Here is a 15679-nt window from a genome sequence, read left to right on the forward strand (position 1 = left end):
TTCCATGTCGAAAATCAGGCACTTATGGGCATTGATGGAACAGGATCATGCAACCTGCCCATCACGCTCATGCTCTAACCTGCTTACCTGATTTTTTTGCACCCCAAGGAGAACTTCATGAGCACGACCCTCGCCTATGCCGCGCAGAGTGCACAATCGCCGCTGGCTCCGCACATTATCGAGCGCCGCAACGTTGGCCCGGACGATATCGCCATCGACATCCTCTACTGCGGCGTCTGTCACTCCGACCTGCACACCGCGCGTAACGAGTGGAAAAACACCCTGTACCCCTCCGTACCCGGCCACGAGATCGTCGGCAAGATCAGCGCAGTGGGCAGCAACGTCAGCGCGTTCCAGGTGGGTGAGATCGCGGGTGTCGGCTGCATGGTCGATAGCTGCCAGCACTGCGCCTCCTGTGGCGAGGGCCTGGAGCAATACTGCGAGAACGGCTTCACCGGCACCTACAACGGCCCGGTATTCGGCGGTGAGAACACCTTCGGCGGCTACTCCCAGCGTATCGTGGTCGACCAGCGCTTCGTGCTGCGCATCAGCCACACCGATAACCTGGCCGCCGTGGCACCGCTGCTGTGCGCGGGCATCACCACCTACTCGCCGCTGCGTCAGTGGAAGGTGGGCCCGGGGCAGAAAGTGGGCATAGTCGGCCTCGGCGGGCTCGGCCACATGGGTGTGAAGATCGCCGCCGCCATTGGCGCGCATGTGGTGCTGTTCACCACCTCACCGAACAAGCGCGAAGACGCCCTGCGCCTCGGCGCTAGCGAAGTGGTGGTGTCGAAGAACGCCGAGGAAATGGCCGCCCACCTCAACAGCTTCGACTTCATCCTCAACACCGTTGCGGCGCCGCACGACCTCAACCCCTTCCTCAATCTGCTCAAGCGCGACGCCACCATGACCCTGGTGGGCGCCCCCGAGTCAGCGCACCCATCGCCGGATGTCTTCGGCCTGATCTTCAAGCGCCGCCGGCTGGCCGGTTCGCTGATCGGCGGCATCGCCGAAACGCAGGAAATGCTCGACTTCTGCGCCAAGCACGACATCGTTTCGGATATCGAGATGATCGCCATGCAGGACATCAACCAGGCTTACGAACGCATGCTCAAGAGCGACGTGAAGTACCGCTTTGTGATCGACATGGCCAGCCTGCAGGCCTGATGAGCCGGCGCCGGGTCACTGTTGCTGGCCCGGCAACAATCCGCGAACGGCTCAAACAAACAGCAGCATCAGCACGCCGACCAGCAGCGCCGTCACGCCAAGGAAGAACAGAATGGCGATACCGGCGGCGCGCCAATTGGACAGGAAGGCACCGCCGGCTGCCGCGTGTCGCAGCAGATCAGCCTGGATCAGTTGCTTGGCCAGCAGCAGCATGCCGAGCAGTTGCAGGATGGCGAAGGGCAGGGTCAGGGTATCTTCGGGCAATACGAAGGACAGCACCGTGGTCAGCACCAACATCGCCAAAGCAACGCTCCAGACCATCGCCACATGCTTGGCCTTGCCTAGCTGCCGCAGGTTGTAGGCAAGCAGCCAGGCACCGGCCAGCGGCGTTCCGAGGAAGGTGCCGATGCCAATGGCGGTCATACGGTAGAGCGGCTGCCCACTGCTGAAAACATGCGGCTGCAGATCCGCCTGCGGGGGCTGAAACGGATTGGCCTGTTGTACATCCATGTCTTGCAGCTCCAAGATCAGTTCAGGGTGAAGGTATCGGCATCCAGGTGCGCTGGAAAACGCTCGCGGTAGCTGAGCAGCGCCTCGCTCGACAAGTGCACGCGGAATACGCCATCGCCTTCTCCTGCCGCCAGCAGCGCCTCGCCCTGGAAATCCAGCACCTGGGAGTCGCCACTATAACCATGCCCCTTGCCATCCTCGCCGACACGGTTCACGGCGGCGACATAACACAGGTTCTCGATGGCTCGCGCCGGCAGCAGGCGGTTCCAGTGCTGGCGGCGGGCTGCCGGCCAGTTGGCGGTGTACAGCAACAGGTCAGTGTCGCCGGCATCGCGGCTCCAGACCGGGAAGCGCAGGTCATAGCAGATTAGCGGGCGCACGCGCCAACCCTTGAGCTCCAGCACCACCCGCTCGCCACCTGCGCTGTAATGCTTGTGCTCGCCGGCCATGCGGAACAGGTGGCGCTTGTCGTAATGCGCCAGCGAGCCGTCCGGGCGCGCCCAGAGCAGGCGATTGCGGTAGCTGCCGTCGGCGGCCTGGATGATCAGGCTGCCGCAGATCACCGCGCCGATAGCCTGCGCCTGCTCACTTAGCCACTGCGTGGTGGGGCCATCCTCGGCTTCGGCCAGGGCCGCCAACTCCATGGAAAAGCCGGTGCTGAACATCTCCGGCAGGATCACCAGATCGGCGCCGCGCGCCTGCTCCAGCAGGGCCTGGAAATGTTCACGGTTGGCCGCCGGATCCTGCCAGGCCAGTGCAGTCTGGATCAGCGCCAGTTCGAGATCGGGTCTGTCGTTCATCTCATGTCACTCGCCGTAGGGTGGATGTCGTTTTTCACATCCACCAAGCTTTGCTGGATAACACCGCTACACCGCGCAGAGCTTCTCGGCAGCCTGACGCAGGGTCTCCTCGCGCTTGGCGAAGCAGAAACGCACCAGGCGCATGTCCTGGGGCGCAGACTGGTAGAACACCGATACCGGAATTGCCGCCACGCCGTGCTCGCGGGTCAGCCATTCGGCCATGGCCACGTCGTCCAGATCAGGGCGAATGGCCGAGTAATCGGCGAGCTGGAAGTAGGTGCCTGGTGCGCGGGTGAAGGTGAAACGCGAGCCAGCCAGCAGGTCGCAGAACAGGTCGCGCTTGGCCTGATAGAAGGCCGGCAGTTCCTCGACATGCTCGGGGTGCGCGGCCATGAACTCGGCCAGGCCGTGCTGCAACGGGGTCACGCCGCAGAAGTTGACGTATTGGTGGATCTTGCGCAGCTCGGCCGTCAAGGCCGGCGGCGCCACCACGTAGCCGGTCTTCCAGCCGGTAACGTGGTAGGTCTTGCCGAAGGAGCTGACCACGAAGGCGCGCTGATACAGCTCCTCGTGGGCCAGCACGCTGGCGTGCTGCATACCGTCGTAGATCAGGTGCTCGTAGACCTCGTCACTGATCACATGGATATCACGCCCGCGAATCAGCTCAGCCAGTTTGTCCAGATCGGCACGGGTCAGCAGCGCACCGCTGGGATTATGCGGCGAGTTGAGGAAGATCAGGCGGGTACGCGGCGTGATCGCATCGGCCAGGCGTTGCCAATCGACAGCGAAATTCGGCAGTGCCAGTGGCACATGTACGCAACGACCGCCTGCCAGTTCCACGGAGGGCTCGTAACTGTCGTAGCAGGGGTCGAGAACGATGGCCTCATCCCCGGCACGAATCAGCGCCTGCACCGCGCAGAAGATCGCCTCGGTGGCGCCAGGGGTGATGGTGATCTCGCTGTCGGCATCGCGCTGCACGCCATAGCTACGAGCGATCTTCGCGGCCACCTGCTGGCGTAGGCTCGGCAGCCCGGTCATTGGCGAATACTGGTTGCGTCCATCCATTACATGGCGCGCGACTGCCTCGCGCAACGCCTGCGGTCCGTCGAAATCGGGAAAGCCCTGAGAGAGGTTCAGCGCGCCTACATCGGCAGCGAGCTGCGACATCCGCGTGAAGATGGTGGTGCCGACGTTGGGCAGCTTACTGGTGAGCATGGCGCGCTCCTGATCGCGGGTATGCAGAGAGCTACAAGCTACAAGTTTCAAGCCGCAAGAAAAAGCCGGCCTGCACGCCTGCGCCTCTGCTTGCAGCTTGTGGCTTGCCGCTTAAAGCTATTTTTTCTTGTCCCTGCGCTTCTTCTCAGCCTTCTTGTGGTGGCTCATCAGGCGGCGCTTCTTGTTCACCTGGCGGTCGGTGAGGGTGTTCTTCTTCCCCTCGAAGGGGTTCTCGCCGCCCTTGTATTCGATACGGATCGGCGTGCCGACCAGCTTGAGCACGCGCCGGTAGGTATTTTCCAGGTAACGGGTGTAGGCGCGCGGCACGGCGTCTACCTGGTTACCGTGAATCACGATCAGCGGTGGGTTGGCGCCTCCCAGGTGGGCATAGCGCAGTTTGATGCGGCGGCCATTGACCAAAGGTGGAGCGTGGTCGCTGACGGCGTCTTCGAGAATCTGCGTCAGGCGGCTGGTGGGCCAGCGGGTGATGGCCGACTTGAACGAGGCCTGCACCGACTTGTACAGGTGGCCGACGCCGGTGCCATGCAGGGCGGAGATGAAGTGGATGTCGGCGAAGTCGACGAAGAACAGCCGGCGTTCCAGCTCGGTCTTCACGTAGTCCTTCTGCCCCTGATCCATGCCGTCCCACTTGTTCAGTGCGATGACCAGGGCGCGGCCGCTCTCCAGCACGAAGCCGAGCAGGTTGAGGTCGTGGTCGACCACGCCTTCGCGGGCGTCCATGACGAACACTACGACGTTGGAGTCCTGGATGGCCTGCAGCGTCTTGACCACGGAGAACTTCTCCACCGCCTCGAAGATCTTGCCGCGGCGGCGCACGCCCGCGGTGTCGATCAGGGTGTACTTCTCGTCGTCACGCTCGAAGGGGATGTAGATGCTGTCACGGGTGGTGCCGGCCTGGTCGTAGACCACCACGCGCTCTTCACCGAGCATGCGGTTGACCAGGGTGGACTTGCCGACGTTGGGCCGACCGATGATGGCCAGCTTGATGCCGTCCTTCTCGCTCGGGCCGGGGATGCGCGCGGCCTCCTGGCCTTCGAGCACCTCCTCTTCCTCGGCGCCCTCCTCCGGCTCGCCGGCATCCTTGGGGAAACTGCCGAGCACGGCTTCGAGCATCTGAGTGATGCCGCGGCCATGGGCGCCGGCGATGGCCAGCGGCTCGCCCAGGCCCATGGGGCTGAATTCGGCGCGGGCCAGGTCGACGTCGAGGTTGTCGACCTTGTTGACGATCAGAAAGCTCTGCTTGTTACGCCGGCGCAGGTGCTCGCCGATCATCTGGTCGGACGCGGTCATGCCGGCACGCGCGTCCACCAGGAACAGCACGGCGTCGGCTTCTTCGATGGCCTGCAGCGACTGCTCGGCCATCTTCGCGTCGATGCCTTCCTCGTCACCGGAAATACCGCCGGTGTCGATCACGATGTAGGTGCGCCCCTGCCACTTGGCCTCGCCGTACTGGCGGTCGCGGGTCAGACCGGAAAGGTCGCCGACGATGGCGTCGCGGCTGCGGGTCAGGCGGTTGAAGAGTGTGGACTTGCCGACGTTCGGCCGGCCCACCAGGGCAATTACGGGAACCATCAGGCTCTCCACTTGGTTGATTCAGAAAATGCAAAGGCCGCTGCAGGGGCAGCGGCCAGGATAGTGCGTGCTACCGGAGGCTATCCGGCAGCATAGCGCGTCATTTGATCTTGAGGCCGACCAGCTTGCCGCTGTTGCCGTAGACATACAGCCAGTCACCCACCACCAGCGGCTGGGCACGCAGGCCGTCGCTGTCGATACGGGTACGACCGACGAAACGCCCATCGACCTGGCTCAGCAGGTGCAGATAGCCCTCGAAGTCACCCACGGCGACATAGCTGGAGAACACCGCCGGTGCCGACAGTTGACGGCGCGCCAGCGACTCGTTGCTCCACAGCGCCGAAGCGCTACGCTCGTCGATGGCCTCGACGGTGCCACTGGCCAGACTGACGTAGACGTTACCGAAGCCCTGGGCGACACCCACGGAGCTGGACGCCTCGCGTTGCCAGAGAATGCGCCCGGATTCCAGATCCATCGCCGCCACACGGCCCTGGTAGCTCACCGCGTAGACGGTGCCACCGGAGAGCAGCAGGCCGCCGTCGATATCGACCACGCGATCCAGTTCGGAACGCCCTTGCGGGATGGCCACACGCTGTTCCCAGACCGGCAGGCCGCGCTGGGCATCGACGGCAATGACCTTGCCGCTGGACAGGCCCGCGACCACCAGGCGGTTGGTCACCAAGGGCGCACCGGTGCCACGCAGGGTGAGCACGGCTGGCGTATTCTCGACGATCCAGCGCTGGTTGCCGGTATCGGCATCGAAGGCGATCAGGCGGTCGTCCTGGGTCTGCACCACGACGATGTCACCATTGCTGGCCGGCGGTGCCAGCACTTCGCTGGTCACCTGCGCGCGCCACTGCTCGCCACCGTCGGTGGCATCCAGGGCGACCACTTCGCCCTTGAGCGTGCCCAGCAGCACCTGACCATAGCCCGCGCCAATGGCACCGGACACCGGGATATCCAGCTTCTTGCGCCAGATCACGTCACCGCTGGTGCGCTCGATGGCCATGACCAGACCGTCGACATCGGCAGCGTAGATGACGTCGCCATCGATGGCGGGCACCAGCATGTTGAAGGTCTCGCCCTGGCCATCGCCAACGGAGCGGCTCCACTCGGTGCGCAGTTCGACCTCTTCGTCGAACTTGGTCAGTTCGGCTGGCGGCAGTTCCTTCTTGCTATTGCTGCTGCAACCCACGGCCAGAAGGGCCAGGGCCAGCAGTGCGGCATTCTTCCAACGCATCACGTCACGCATCCCCTTTTGCCAGGTCGTCCAGCTTCATCTGCAGGCCACCAACGGCGGCGTCTTCGGTCAGGGCATCCTTGGCCTTCTGATAGGCGGCGTGCGCATCATCGCTACGCCCCAGTTGTACCAGCAGGTCACCCTTGAGCTCTTCACGGCTGGCGAGGAAGGCATCGTCGACCTTGGCATCGAGCAGTTTCAGCGCGGCATCGGTCTTGCCCTGCGCCGCCAGCACACGGGCCAGACGCTGACGTGCCAGCTCGCCAAGGGTAGCATCGGCAGGCTTGTCGACCACGGCCTGCAGATCGACTGCCGCATCGTCCAGCTTGCCCGCCTCGACCGCGACCTTGGCCACGAACAGACGGCCGTACTGGGCATAATGGGTGCTACCGTACTGGCTCTCCAGCTTGCTGCTGATATCGGCGACCTTGGCCGCATCCGGCTTGCCGGACGGATCCAGCGCCGTTTCCAGCAGTTGCTGATAGAGCACGGAGGCGCCCTGGGACTGATTGAGCTGATACTTCTGCCAACCCTGCCAGCCAACCACGGCCACCAGCGCCAGCACGCCACCGGCGAGCAGAGGCTTGCCGTTGCGGTTCCACCAGTCCTTGAGTTGCGCGATCTGTTCGTCTTCGGTCTGCATGTCTAACCCCGTACTCCTAATCGAGAGCCTGCTCAGGCCTGCTGCAGGCAGGCAGCCAGATGCTCGGCCAGAGCATCCCAGGCAACGCTTTGTTGTTCACTGTCGTCGCGCAGCGGTTTGCAACCTACCACGCGGCCTGCCAGTTCGTCGTCCCCCAGAATCAGCGCATAGCGTGCACCGCTCTTGTCGGCCTTCTTGAACTGGCTCTTGAAACTGCCACCACCGGCATTGAGCTGCAGGCGCAGGCCCGGTAGCTCGTCGCGCAGACGCTCGACCAGGGTCAGCGCCGCCAGCTCCGCCGCCTCGCCAAAGGCGCAGACATACACATCGGCGCCGCGGTTGAGCTCGTCCGGAAGCAAGTCCAGGGTTTCCAACAGCAGCACCAGGCGCTCGACGCCCATGGCGAAGCCGACACCCGGCGTGGCCTTGCCACCTAGCTGCGCCACCAGGCCGTCGTAGCGGCCACCGGCGCACACCGTACCCTGCGCGCCGAGCTTGTCGGTGACCCACTCGAACACGGTGCGGTTGTAGTAATCCAGACCGCGCACCAGCTTGTGGTTGATCTGATAGCGAATGCCGGCCGCATCCAGGCGCGCCTTGACACCCTCGAAGTGCAGACGCGACTCTTCGTCGAGGTAGTCGCCAAGAGTCGGGGCACCGACCAACACGGCCTGAGTCGCCTCGTTCTTGCTGTCGAGGATGCGCAGCGGGTTGGTGGTCAGGCGGCGCTGGCTGTCTTCGTCGAGCTGATCGAAACGCTCCTGCAGGTAGGCCACCAACGCATCGCGATAGGCGGCACGCGCCTCGCTGGAACCCAGGCTGTTGAGCTGCAGGGTCACGGCATCGGCCAGACCGAGCTGCTTCCACAGGCGCCAGGTGAGCACGATCAATTCGGCATCGACATCTGGCCCCGGCAGATTGAAGGCTTCCACACCCACCTGGTGGAACTGGCGATAACGACCCTTCTGCGGTTTCTCATAGCGAAACATGGGGCCGGCATACCATAGTTTCTGCACCTGACCGCCACCGGCCAGGCCATGCTCGAGTACCGCCCGCACGCAACCGGCGGTGCCTTCAGGGCGCAGGGTCAGGGATTCTTCGTTGCGGTCGAGGAAGGTGTACATCTCCTTGTCGACCACGTCGGTGCCCTCGCCGATGCCCCGAGCGAACAGCTCGGTGTATTCGACGATGGGCAGACGGATTTCCTTGTAGCCATAGCCGTCGAGCAGGCTGACCAGGGTGCTTTCCAGGTAGCGCCAGGCAGGAGTCTGCTCCGGCAGGATATCGTTCATGCCACGAATGGCTTGTAGGGACTTGCTCACAAAGAATCCTTAGCAGGCCGTTGAAGAACCACCGGCGTTGTCTGGCCGTCGTTGAACAGCCTCGAAATACTCATGTACAGCGCTTGAACGGCGCTTTTCGGCCATTCTTGCAAGCCTATCGGCCAGTCAGCACACGGCGATCAGCCGCGCACGATCACGGCCGCATCGGCGGCGACCTTTTCGGCCGCCTTGTCGCGGATGAGCTTTTCCAGCTCGTCCACCAGGTTTTCGTTGGTCAGCTTCGAGGCCGGTTTGCCGTCGATGTAGACCAGGTTGTTCGGGCTACCACCTGTGAGGCCGATATGCGCCTCCTTGGCTTCACCCGGGCCGTTGACCACACAGCCGATCACGGCGACGTCCAGCGGCACCAGCAGATCCTCGACGCGGGCCTCCAGCTCGTTCATGGTCTTGACCACGTCGAAGTTCTGCCGCGAGCAGCTCGGGCAGGCGATGAAGTTGATGCCACGCGAGCGCAGACGCAGGGACTTGAGGATGTCGAAGCCGACCTTGATCTCTTCCACCGGGTCGGCCGCCAGGGAGATGCGGATGGTATCGCCAATCCCCTCGGCCAGCAGCATGCCCAGGCCGACCGCGGACTTCACGGTACCGGAGCGCAGGCCACCGGCCTCGGTGATGCCCAGGTGCAACGGCTGCTCGATCTGCTTGGCCAGCAGACGGTAGGCCTCCACGGCCATGAACACGTCGGAGGCCTTTACGCTGACCTTGAAGTCGGGAAAGTTCAGGCGGTCGAGGTGCTCGACGTGCCGCAGCGCGGACTCGACCAGAGCCTCGGGAGTCGGCTCGCCGTATTTCTTCTGCAGATCCTTTTCCAGGGAGCCGGCGTTGACGCCGATGCGGATCGGGATGCCCTTGTCGCGCGCCGCCTCGACCACCGCCTTGACGCGATCCTCACGGCCGATGTTGCCGGGGTTGATGCGCAGGCAGTCGACACCCAGCTCGGCCACACGCAAGGCGATCTGGTAGTCGAAGTGGATGTCGGCCACCAACGGTACGCGCACCTGCTGCTTGATCAGACCGAAGGCTTCGGCAGCCTCCATGTCCGGCACGGAAACGCGCACGATATCGGCGCCAGCATCCTCCAGGCGACGAATCTGCGCCACGGTGGCGGCGACATCGTTGGTGTCGGTATTGGTCATGCTCTGTACTGCGATCGGTGCATCACCACCTACCGGCACGGAGCCAACCCAGATCTTGCGCGACAGGCGGCGCTTGATCGGCGATTCGCAATGCATGCTTTACAACCCCAGTTTCAGGCGCGCGGTTTCGCCGCTCATGTGCGGCGTCACGTTGACGGTTTCGCCGTTGAAAATCACTTGGGCGCCACGGGCAAAGCCCAGACGCAGCTCCAGCGGCGCCTTGCCGGTCACGTCCAGGCTGTCGCCACCGCGCTTGAGGGCGCTGACCAGGATCTTGCCATCGGCATCGGTCACCTGTGTCCAGCAATCGGCGCTGAACTGAATCTTCAACAGGCCTTGGCCGGGCGCAGCCGCCACGCTCGGGCTCGGCTCGGCCTGCGGCGCAGGCGCAGGTGCAGCGTTCTGCGCAGGTGCCGGAGCCGGAGCGCTGGCAGCGCCTTGGGCGGCAGGCGCGGTAGCCTCGGCTGGAATGCTTGGCTCAGCGTTGGGCGCACCCGGCTCGGGCTCTGCACCCGCGTCTTCCGGCAGCAGCAACGGCATGGAAGGCTGCTCCATGGCCTCAGCCACGGCCTGATCCTCAGGCTCGGCCAGTGAGTGAATTTGCGTGGAGCCATCGGCGGCCTCCACCTCGACATGCTCGATCCCCGGATCGAGCAGACGCCGAGCGGTGTCACTGCCCTGCTCCTGCCACCAGAAGAAGCCGGTGCCGATCAAGCCCAGCAGCAGCAGGAAGCTGACCAGGCGCAGGATGCTCTGCGAATAGCGCACGGGCTCCTCGATACGCCCCAGGGCATGCACTTCGCTGCCCGTGGCATCGGTGCCGGTGTACTGGTCGAACTCCAGCACCAGACGGTTCTGGTCCAGCTCCAGCAGCTTGGCGTAGGCACGGATATAACCACGGGCGAAGGTGGTGCCCGGCAACTTGTCGAAGTCACCGGTTTCGATCTGCGTCAGACGCTGGGCGGTCAGGTTGAGCTGGGCGGCGACCTCGGCGACGTTCCAGCCCCTGGCCTCCCGCGCCTGACGCAGGGTCTCGCCAGGATTGCTGGCCACTGGCTTGCTGATTTCGGTATGCGCCGTGTTCATCGTTTCCCCGACAGATATTGCTGGTATTCCTGAGACGCCGGATACAGGCGTTTCAACTGCAGGCCCAGACTGGCAGCTCTATCACGATCCTCGAACACCTCGGCCAGGCGTGCACCGAGCAGCAGGCTGCGAGCGTTCTGCGGCGCCAGCTCGCTGTAGGCCTCGTAATAACTGCGGGCCGGTACGTAGGCGCGATCCTCGTAGGACAGTTGCGCCATTTCCAGCAGCGCGCGTGGTTGGCGGCTGCTCAGACGCAAGGAGCGCTGGAAGTATTCCTTGGCCTGCTCGCGCTGGCCAAGTTGCAGGGCGGTCAGCCCAAGGTTCTCGAACACGCGGGAACGCTCGGGGTAGAGGTTGTCCTCGGCCGCCTTGAGATAGGTTTCCTGAGCTTCCTTGTAGCGTCCTTGTTCATAGAGGAAGCCGCCGTAGTTGTTCAGCAGCCGCGCATCGTCGGGGCGTTGCGACAGGGCCTTGCGGTAATGCTCATCGGCCAGCTTGGGCTCCATCTCCACCTGGAAGGCCAGGGCCAGCGCGGCATGTGCGTCGGCATTGGAGGAGTCCAGGTCGAGTGCGTTCTTCAATGGCACCTTGGCACGCTGGGTGTCACCTTGCTGGATATAGGCGATACCCAATTGCACGTAGGCATCCACCGCCTCCTTACGCCCCTTGTCGGTCTTCATGGGATTCACGTCGCCGGTGGTCACGCATCCTGTGAGCAAGGCGGCAATCAGCAACAGCAGACTGGGTCGCAAGGGCATCGGCATCCTCTCTTCAGCTTCGATTGGCGGCAGCAGGTGCAGCATCACCGGCCAACTGGCGCACGGCGATGTAGCGCTCACTGCGGCGGGTACGATCCATGACCTGGCCAACCAACTGGCCACAGGCAGCATCGATGTCGTCACCACGAGTGGTGCGCACCGTGACATTGTGCCCGGCCTTGTGCAGCAGATCCTGGAAGCGGCGGATGGCGTTATTGCTCGGCCGCTCGTAACCCGAGAAGGGGAATGGATTAAACGGAATCAGATTGATCTTGCAAGGGATATCGGCCAGAAGTGCGATCATCTGCTCAGCATGCTCGGGCTGATCGTTGACGCCCTTGAGCAGGGTGTATTCGATGGTCAGCACGCGCTTCTCGCCCAGCTTGGAGATGTAGCGCTTGCACGCCGCCAGCAGCATGTCCAGCGGATACTTCTTGTTGATCGGCACCAACTGGTTGCGCAACTCGTCGTTGGGCGCGTGCAGGGACAAGGCCAGGGACACGTCGATCACCTCGGCCAGCTTGTCGATCATCGGCACCACGCCGGAGGTGGACAGGGTCACCTTGCGCTTGGAGATGCCATAGCCAAGGTCGTCCATCATGATCTGCATGGCGGAGACGACGTTGTCGAAGTTCAGCAGCGGTTCGCCCATGCCCATCATCACCACGTTGGTGATGGCACGGTCGATCTTCGCCGGCACGGTACCGAAGGATTTGTTGGCGACCCACACCTGGCCGATGATCTCGGCGCTGGTCAGGTCGCTGTTGAAGCCTTGCTTGCCGGTGGAGCAGAAACTGCAGTCCAGGGCACAACCGGCCTGCGACGACACGCACAGGGTGCCGCGGCCATTCTGCGGGATGTATACGGTTTCCACACAGCTACCCGACGCCACACGCACCACCCACTTGCGCGTGCCATCGGCGGAAATATTCTCGCTGACCACTTCCGGGCCGCGAATCTCGGCAGAGGCCTCGAGCTTTTCGCGCAAGGCCTTGCCGACATTGGTCATGGCGGCGAAATCATCGACGCCAAAGTGGTGAATCCACTTCATCACCTGGCCGGCACGAAAGCGCTTCTCGCCAATGGACTCGAAAAAGCGCTCCATTTCCGGCTGGGTCAGGCCCAGCAGGTTGATCTTGCCGGTGGTATTGGTCATGGCTTCACCCTCGCTTCATTCGCCAATCAGCGGATGCGCGCGCACAGCTCGGTAGCGGAGAAGAAGTAAGCGATCTCGCGGGCAGCCGAAGCTTCGGAGTCGGAACCGTGCACGGCGTTCTCGTCGATGGAAACGGCGAAATCGGCGCGAATGGTGCCGGCAGCGGCTTCTTTCGGGTTGGTGGCACCCATCAGTTCACGATTCTTGGCAACGGCGTTCTCGCCTTCCAGAACCTGCACGATAACCGGGCCGGAGGTCATGAAGGCAACCAGATCCTTGAAGAAGCCACGCTCGCTGTGCTCGGCGTAGAAGCCAGCTGCTTCACGCTCGGACAGTTGCACCATCTTCGATGCCACGACGCGCAGGCCGGCCTTCTCGAAACGGGTGGTGATCTCGCCGATGACGTTCTTGGCAACGGCGTCAGGCTTGATGATGGAGAAAGTACGTTGAACAGCCATGTGAAGCTCCAGAAACTTTAGGGTTAAAGCGAAAAATTAAACCCGCGAATTATACGCGGGTTCCGGTTAAAAGCGTAGGGCATGCGCCATGAGCGCCCCTTGTCAGTCCTGCTCTTCGATCCAGGCGGCCTGTATCGCCTCCAGCACCTTCTCCCCACCGCGCTGCGGATCGTCGGAGAATTGCGGCAAGCTCACGACCCAGCGATGCAGGTCGACGAAGTTCACGTAGCGCGGGTCGACGTCCGGCTTCTGCTCGCTCAGTTCGATGGCGATATCCAGCACATCACTCCATTTCAGACTCATGATGACGCTCCCTGGGGATCAGTGCGGCGCTTCGGCCGCATGGTTGAGCGAATACTTGGGAATCTCGATGGTGAGATCCTCTTCACCGACTATGGCCTGGCAGGCCAGGCGCGAGTGCGCCTCCAGCCCCCAGGCCTTGTCCAGATAGTCCTCTTCCAGCTCGTCGGCTTCGTTCAGCGAATCGAAGCCCTCACGCACGATGCAATGGCAGGTGGTGCAGGCACATACGCCGCCGCATGCGCTTTCCATCTCGATATGGTGTTCATGGGCCAGTTCGAGAATCGAGATACCGGGTTCGGCCTCGACTACCAGGCCATCCGGGCAGAAACGCTCGTGCGGCAGAAAAATCACCTGTGGCATGGGTTATTTATTCCTCAATCTCGTTAAGGCTGCGACCCGCCAGGGCCGCCTTGACGGTGGCGTTCATCCGGCGCGCCGCGAAGGCATCGGTAATCTGACTCAGGCGCTTGGCCTGCTGCTCGATGGCCTGCACGTCGGTGCCGGACACCTGCTCACGCAAAGCCTCCATCTGCGCCTCGATGGCCAGACGCTCCTCAGCCTCGAGCAGGCGCTCACCATCGGCATCCAACGCGGCCTGCACGGCTTCGAGCAGACGCTCGGCATCCACCTGCTGCTCACGCAGGGCGCGGGCGGCCTTGTCGCCACCGGCATGCTGGAAGGAGTCCTGCAGCATGCGGGCAATCTCGCCATCGGTCAGGCCATAGGAAGGCTTGACCTGAATGCTCGCCTCGACGCCGGAGGCCAGCTCACGGGCAGCGACGCTGAGCAGACCATCGGCATCGACCTGGAAGGTCACACGGATCTTCGCGGCCCCCGCCACCATCGGCGGAATGCCACGCAACTCGAAGCGCGCCAAGGAACGGCAGCCGCTGATCAGTTCGCGCTCGCCCTGCAGGACGTGAATCATCATGGCCGTCTGGCCATCCTTGTAGGTGGTGAAGTCCTGGGCACGGGCCACGGGGATGGTGGTGTTGCGCGGAATCACCTTCTCCATCAGCCCACCCATGGTTTCCAGGCCGAGCGACAGCGGGATGACATCGAGCAACAACAGCTCTTCACCATCACCGCGCTTGTTGCCCGCCAAGGTATCGGCCTGGATCGCGGCGCCGATGGCCACCACCTGATCCGGGTCGATATTGGTCAGTGGCTCGCGCCCGAACAGCTCGCCCACTACCTGACGCACACGCGGTACACGGGTGGAACCGCCCACCATGACCACGGCACTGACTTCTTCCAGCTCGACGGACGAATCCCGCACGGCACGCCGGCAAGCCTTGAGGCTGCGCGCCAGCATCGGCTCGATCAGGCTCTCGAAATGCTCGCGCGACAGGCTGCCACGCCAGTCGCCGTAAACGACCTCAACCTGCGCCTGCTCGGTCAGTGCTTCCTTCGCCGTACAGGCAGCCTGCAGCAGCCTGCGCTGGGCAGCCGGATCAAGGTCATGGGACAGCCCGGCCTCCTCGATGATCCAGTCCGCCACGGCGTGATCGAAATCGTCCCCCCCCAGCGCACTGTCGCCACCCGTGGCGAGCACCTCGAATACCCCGCCACTCAGGCGCAGGATGGAGATGTCGAAGGTGCCGCCGCCCAGGTCATAGATGGCCACCACGCCCTCAGCCTTCTGATCCAGGCCGTAGGCCACGGCGGCAGCCGTCGGCTCGTTGAGCAGGCGCAGCACATTGAGGCCGGCCAGACGCGCGGCATCCTTGGTGGCCTGCCGCTGCGCGTCGTCGAAGTAGGCCGGCACGGTGATCACCGCACCCACCAGCTCACCACCCAGGGCCTGCTCGGCGCGCAGGCGCAGCGTCTTGAGAATTTCGGCGGAAATTTCTACCGGGCTCTTCGCTCCCTGCACCGTTTCGATGAAGGGCATGTGCGATTCGCCGGCACTGAAACGGTAGGGCAACTGCTCGCCCAACTGATGGACATCGGCGAGACCACGCCCCATCAGGCGCTTGACCGAGACCACGGTATTGAAGGGATCCTGCGCGGCGGCGGACTTGGCCGCTTCGCCCACCTCGATGGCGCCGTCGGCGCCGTCGAGGTAGCGCACGGCCGAAGGCAGGATGACCGCCCCTGCGGCATCGGCCAGGGGCTCGGCCAGACCACTGCGTACGGCGGCGACCAGAGAATTGGTGGTACCCAGGTCAATGCCCACCGCCAGCCGACGCTGATGGGGTTGCGGGCTCTGTCCTGGCTCAGCGATCTGCAATAAGGCCATGGTCGTTGTGAAATCATCGGGCAGGCTGC

General features: G+C 63.5%; 16 protein-coding genes. 1 reads left to right on the plus strand and 15 read right to left on the minus strand.

What is annotated here, in order from left to right; genetic code table 11:
* Positions 1-117 precede the first annotated feature (117 nt).
* Positions 118-1167 (plus strand): NAD(P)-dependent alcohol dehydrogenase, encoded by a 1050-nt coding sequence (locus tag OU800_RS18205; protein WP_268178749.1) that lies wholly within the window; start codon positions 118-120, stop codon positions 1165-1167.
* A 51-nt stretch (positions 1168-1218) separates the two neighbouring features.
* Here the strand turns inward: OU800_RS18205 and OU800_RS18210 are convergent, their stop codons facing one another.
* The 15 genes from OU800_RS18210 to hscA all read right to left on the minus strand — a co-directional run bounded on the left by OU800_RS18210 (position 1219) and on the right by hscA (position 15650).
* The gene (locus OU800_RS18210; RefSeq protein ID WP_268178750.1) at positions 1219-1677 is read right to left on the minus strand and encodes a hypothetical protein; all 459 of its coding nucleotides are present in this window, start codon (positions 1675-1677) and stop codon (positions 1219-1221) included.
* Positions 1678-1694: 17 nt separating this feature from the next.
* A complete protein-coding gene (locus OU800_RS18215) occupies positions 1695-2477 on the minus strand; it encodes an amidohydrolase (RefSeq protein WP_268178751.1) in 783 nt (260 codons plus the stop codon).
* A gap of 66 nt (positions 2478-2543) precedes the next feature.
* Positions 2544-3692, minus strand: a complete 1149-nt coding sequence (locus tag OU800_RS18220; RefSeq protein ID WP_268178752.1) for a pyridoxal phosphate-dependent aminotransferase — start codon at positions 3690-3692, stop codon at positions 2544-2546.
* 117 nt (positions 3693-3809) lie between these two features.
* On the minus strand, positions 3810-5285 hold the full coding sequence (gene der / locus OU800_RS18225) for a ribosome biogenesis GTPase Der (protein WP_268178753.1): 1476 nt from the start codon (positions 5283-5285) through the stop codon (positions 3810-3812).
* Positions 5286-5385: 100 nt separating this feature from the next.
* Positions 5386-6537 (minus strand): outer membrane protein assembly factor BamB, encoded by a 1152-nt coding sequence (gene bamB, locus OU800_RS18230; protein WP_268178754.1) that lies wholly within the window; start codon positions 6535-6537, stop codon positions 5386-5388.
* Positions 6530-7168 carry a tetratricopeptide repeat protein gene (locus OU800_RS18235; RefSeq protein WP_268178756.1) on the minus strand — a complete coding sequence of 213 codons (639 nt, stop codon included), beginning with the start codon at positions 7166-7168 and terminating at the stop codon, positions 6530-6532. The genes bamB and OU800_RS18235 overlap by 8 nt, the downstream gene beginning before the upstream one ends.
* A 32-nt stretch (positions 7169-7200) precedes the next feature.
* On the minus strand, positions 7201-8490 hold the full coding sequence (hisS, locus tag OU800_RS18240; protein WP_268178757.1) for a histidine--tRNA ligase: 1290 nt from the start codon (positions 8488-8490) through the stop codon (positions 7201-7203).
* A gap of 140 nt (positions 8491-8630) precedes the next feature.
* Positions 8631-9743: a flavodoxin-dependent (E)-4-hydroxy-3-methylbut-2-enyl-diphosphate synthase gene (gene ispG, locus OU800_RS18245; protein ID WP_268178758.1), complete on the minus strand. Its 1113-nt coding sequence runs from the start codon at positions 9741-9743 to the stop codon at positions 8631-8633.
* Positions 9744-9746: 3 nt separating this feature from the next.
* On the minus strand, positions 9747-10733 hold the full coding sequence (locus OU800_RS18250; RefSeq protein WP_268178759.1) for a helix-turn-helix domain-containing protein: 987 nt from the start codon (positions 10731-10733) through the stop codon (positions 9747-9749).
* On the minus strand, positions 10730-11491 hold the full coding sequence (gene pilW, locus OU800_RS18255) for a type IV pilus biogenesis/stability protein PilW (protein WP_268178760.1): 762 nt from the start codon (positions 11489-11491) through the stop codon (positions 10730-10732). Before pilW ends, OU800_RS18250 begins: the two co-directional genes overlap by 4 nt.
* Positions 11492-11504: 13 nt before the next feature.
* On the minus strand, positions 11505-12647 hold the full coding sequence (gene rlmN / locus OU800_RS18260) for a 23S rRNA (adenine(2503)-C(2))-methyltransferase RlmN (RefSeq protein ID WP_268178761.1): 1143 nt from the start codon (positions 12645-12647) through the stop codon (positions 11505-11507).
* A gap of 26 nt (positions 12648-12673) precedes the next feature.
* Entirely contained in the window at positions 12674-13105 is a 432-nt protein-coding gene (ndk, locus tag OU800_RS18265) for a nucleoside-diphosphate kinase (RefSeq protein WP_017675177.1), read from the minus strand.
* Between the two features lie 102 nt (positions 13106-13207).
* Positions 13208-13408 carry a Fe-S cluster assembly protein IscX gene (gene iscX / locus OU800_RS18270; protein WP_268178763.1) on the minus strand — a complete coding sequence of 67 codons (201 nt, stop codon included), beginning with the start codon at positions 13406-13408 and terminating at the stop codon, positions 13208-13210.
* 18 nt (positions 13409-13426) lie between these two features.
* Positions 13427-13768 (minus strand): ISC system 2Fe-2S type ferredoxin, encoded by a 342-nt coding sequence (fdx, locus tag OU800_RS18275; protein ID WP_013716857.1) that lies wholly within the window; start codon positions 13766-13768, stop codon positions 13427-13429.
* A 7-nt stretch (positions 13769-13775) separates the two neighbouring features.
* The gene (gene hscA, locus OU800_RS18280; RefSeq protein ID WP_268178764.1) at positions 13776-15650 is read right to left on the minus strand and encodes a Fe-S protein assembly chaperone HscA; all 1875 of its coding nucleotides are present in this window, start codon (positions 15648-15650) and stop codon (positions 13776-13778) included.
* Between the last annotated feature and the right edge of the window lie 29 nt (positions 15651-15679).

The organism is Pseudomonas sp. GOM7, from assembly GCF_026723825.1.
Taxonomy (GTDB): domain Bacteria; phylum Pseudomonadota; class Gammaproteobacteria; order Pseudomonadales; family Pseudomonadaceae; genus Aquipseudomonas.

Excerpts from the sequence above, each read along its gene's own strand:
- OU800_RS18205 (WP_268178749.1), top strand. The coding sequence starts at position 118 with ATGAGCACGACCCTCGCCTATGCCGCGCAGAGTGCACAATCGCCGCTG.
- OU800_RS18210 (WP_268178750.1), bottom strand. The coding sequence starts at position 1,677 with ATGGATGTACAACAGGCCAATCCGTTTCAGCCCCCGCAGGCGGATCTG.
- OU800_RS18215 (WP_268178751.1), bottom strand. The coding sequence starts at position 2,477 with ATGAACGACAGACCCGATCTCGAACTGGCGCTGATCCAGACTGCACTG.
- OU800_RS18220 (WP_268178752.1), bottom strand. The coding sequence starts at position 3,692 with ATGCTCACCAGTAAGCTGCCCAACGTCGGCACCACCATCTTCACGCGG.
- der (WP_268178753.1), bottom strand. The coding sequence starts at position 5,285 with ATGGTTCCCGTAATTGCCCTGGTGGGCCGGCCGAACGTCGGCAAGTCC.
- bamB (WP_268178754.1), bottom strand. The coding sequence starts at position 6,537 with ATGCGTGACGTGATGCGTTGGAAGAATGCCGCACTGCTGGCCCTGGCC.
- OU800_RS18235 (WP_268178756.1), bottom strand. The coding sequence starts at position 7,168 with ATGCAGACCGAAGACGAACAGATCGCGCAACTCAAGGACTGGTGGAAC.
- ispG (WP_268178758.1), bottom strand. The coding sequence starts at position 9,743 with ATGCATTGCGAATCGCCGATCAAGCGCCGCCTGTCGCGCAAGATCTGG.
- OU800_RS18250 (WP_268178759.1), bottom strand. The coding sequence starts at position 10,733 with ATGAACACGGCGCATACCGAAATCAGCAAGCCAGTGGCCAGCAATCCT.
- pilW (WP_268178760.1), bottom strand. The coding sequence starts at position 11,491 with ATGCCCTTGCGACCCAGTCTGCTGTTGCTGATTGCCGCCTTGCTCACA.
- rlmN (WP_268178761.1), bottom strand. The coding sequence starts at position 12,647 with ATGACCAATACCACCGGCAAGATCAACCTGCTGGGCCTGACCCAGCCG.
- ndk (WP_017675177.1), bottom strand. The coding sequence starts at position 13,105 with ATGGCTGTTCAACGTACTTTCTCCATCATCAAGCCTGACGCCGTTGCC.
- iscX (WP_268178763.1), bottom strand. The coding sequence starts at position 13,408 with ATGAGTCTGAAATGGAGTGATGTGCTGGATATCGCCATCGAACTGAGC.
- fdx (WP_013716857.1), bottom strand. The coding sequence starts at position 13,768 with ATGCCACAGGTGATTTTTCTGCCGCACGAGCGTTTCTGCCCGGATGGC.
- hscA (WP_268178764.1), bottom strand. The coding sequence starts at position 15,650 with ATGGCCTTATTGCAGATCGCTGAGCCAGGACAGAGCCCGCAACCCCAT.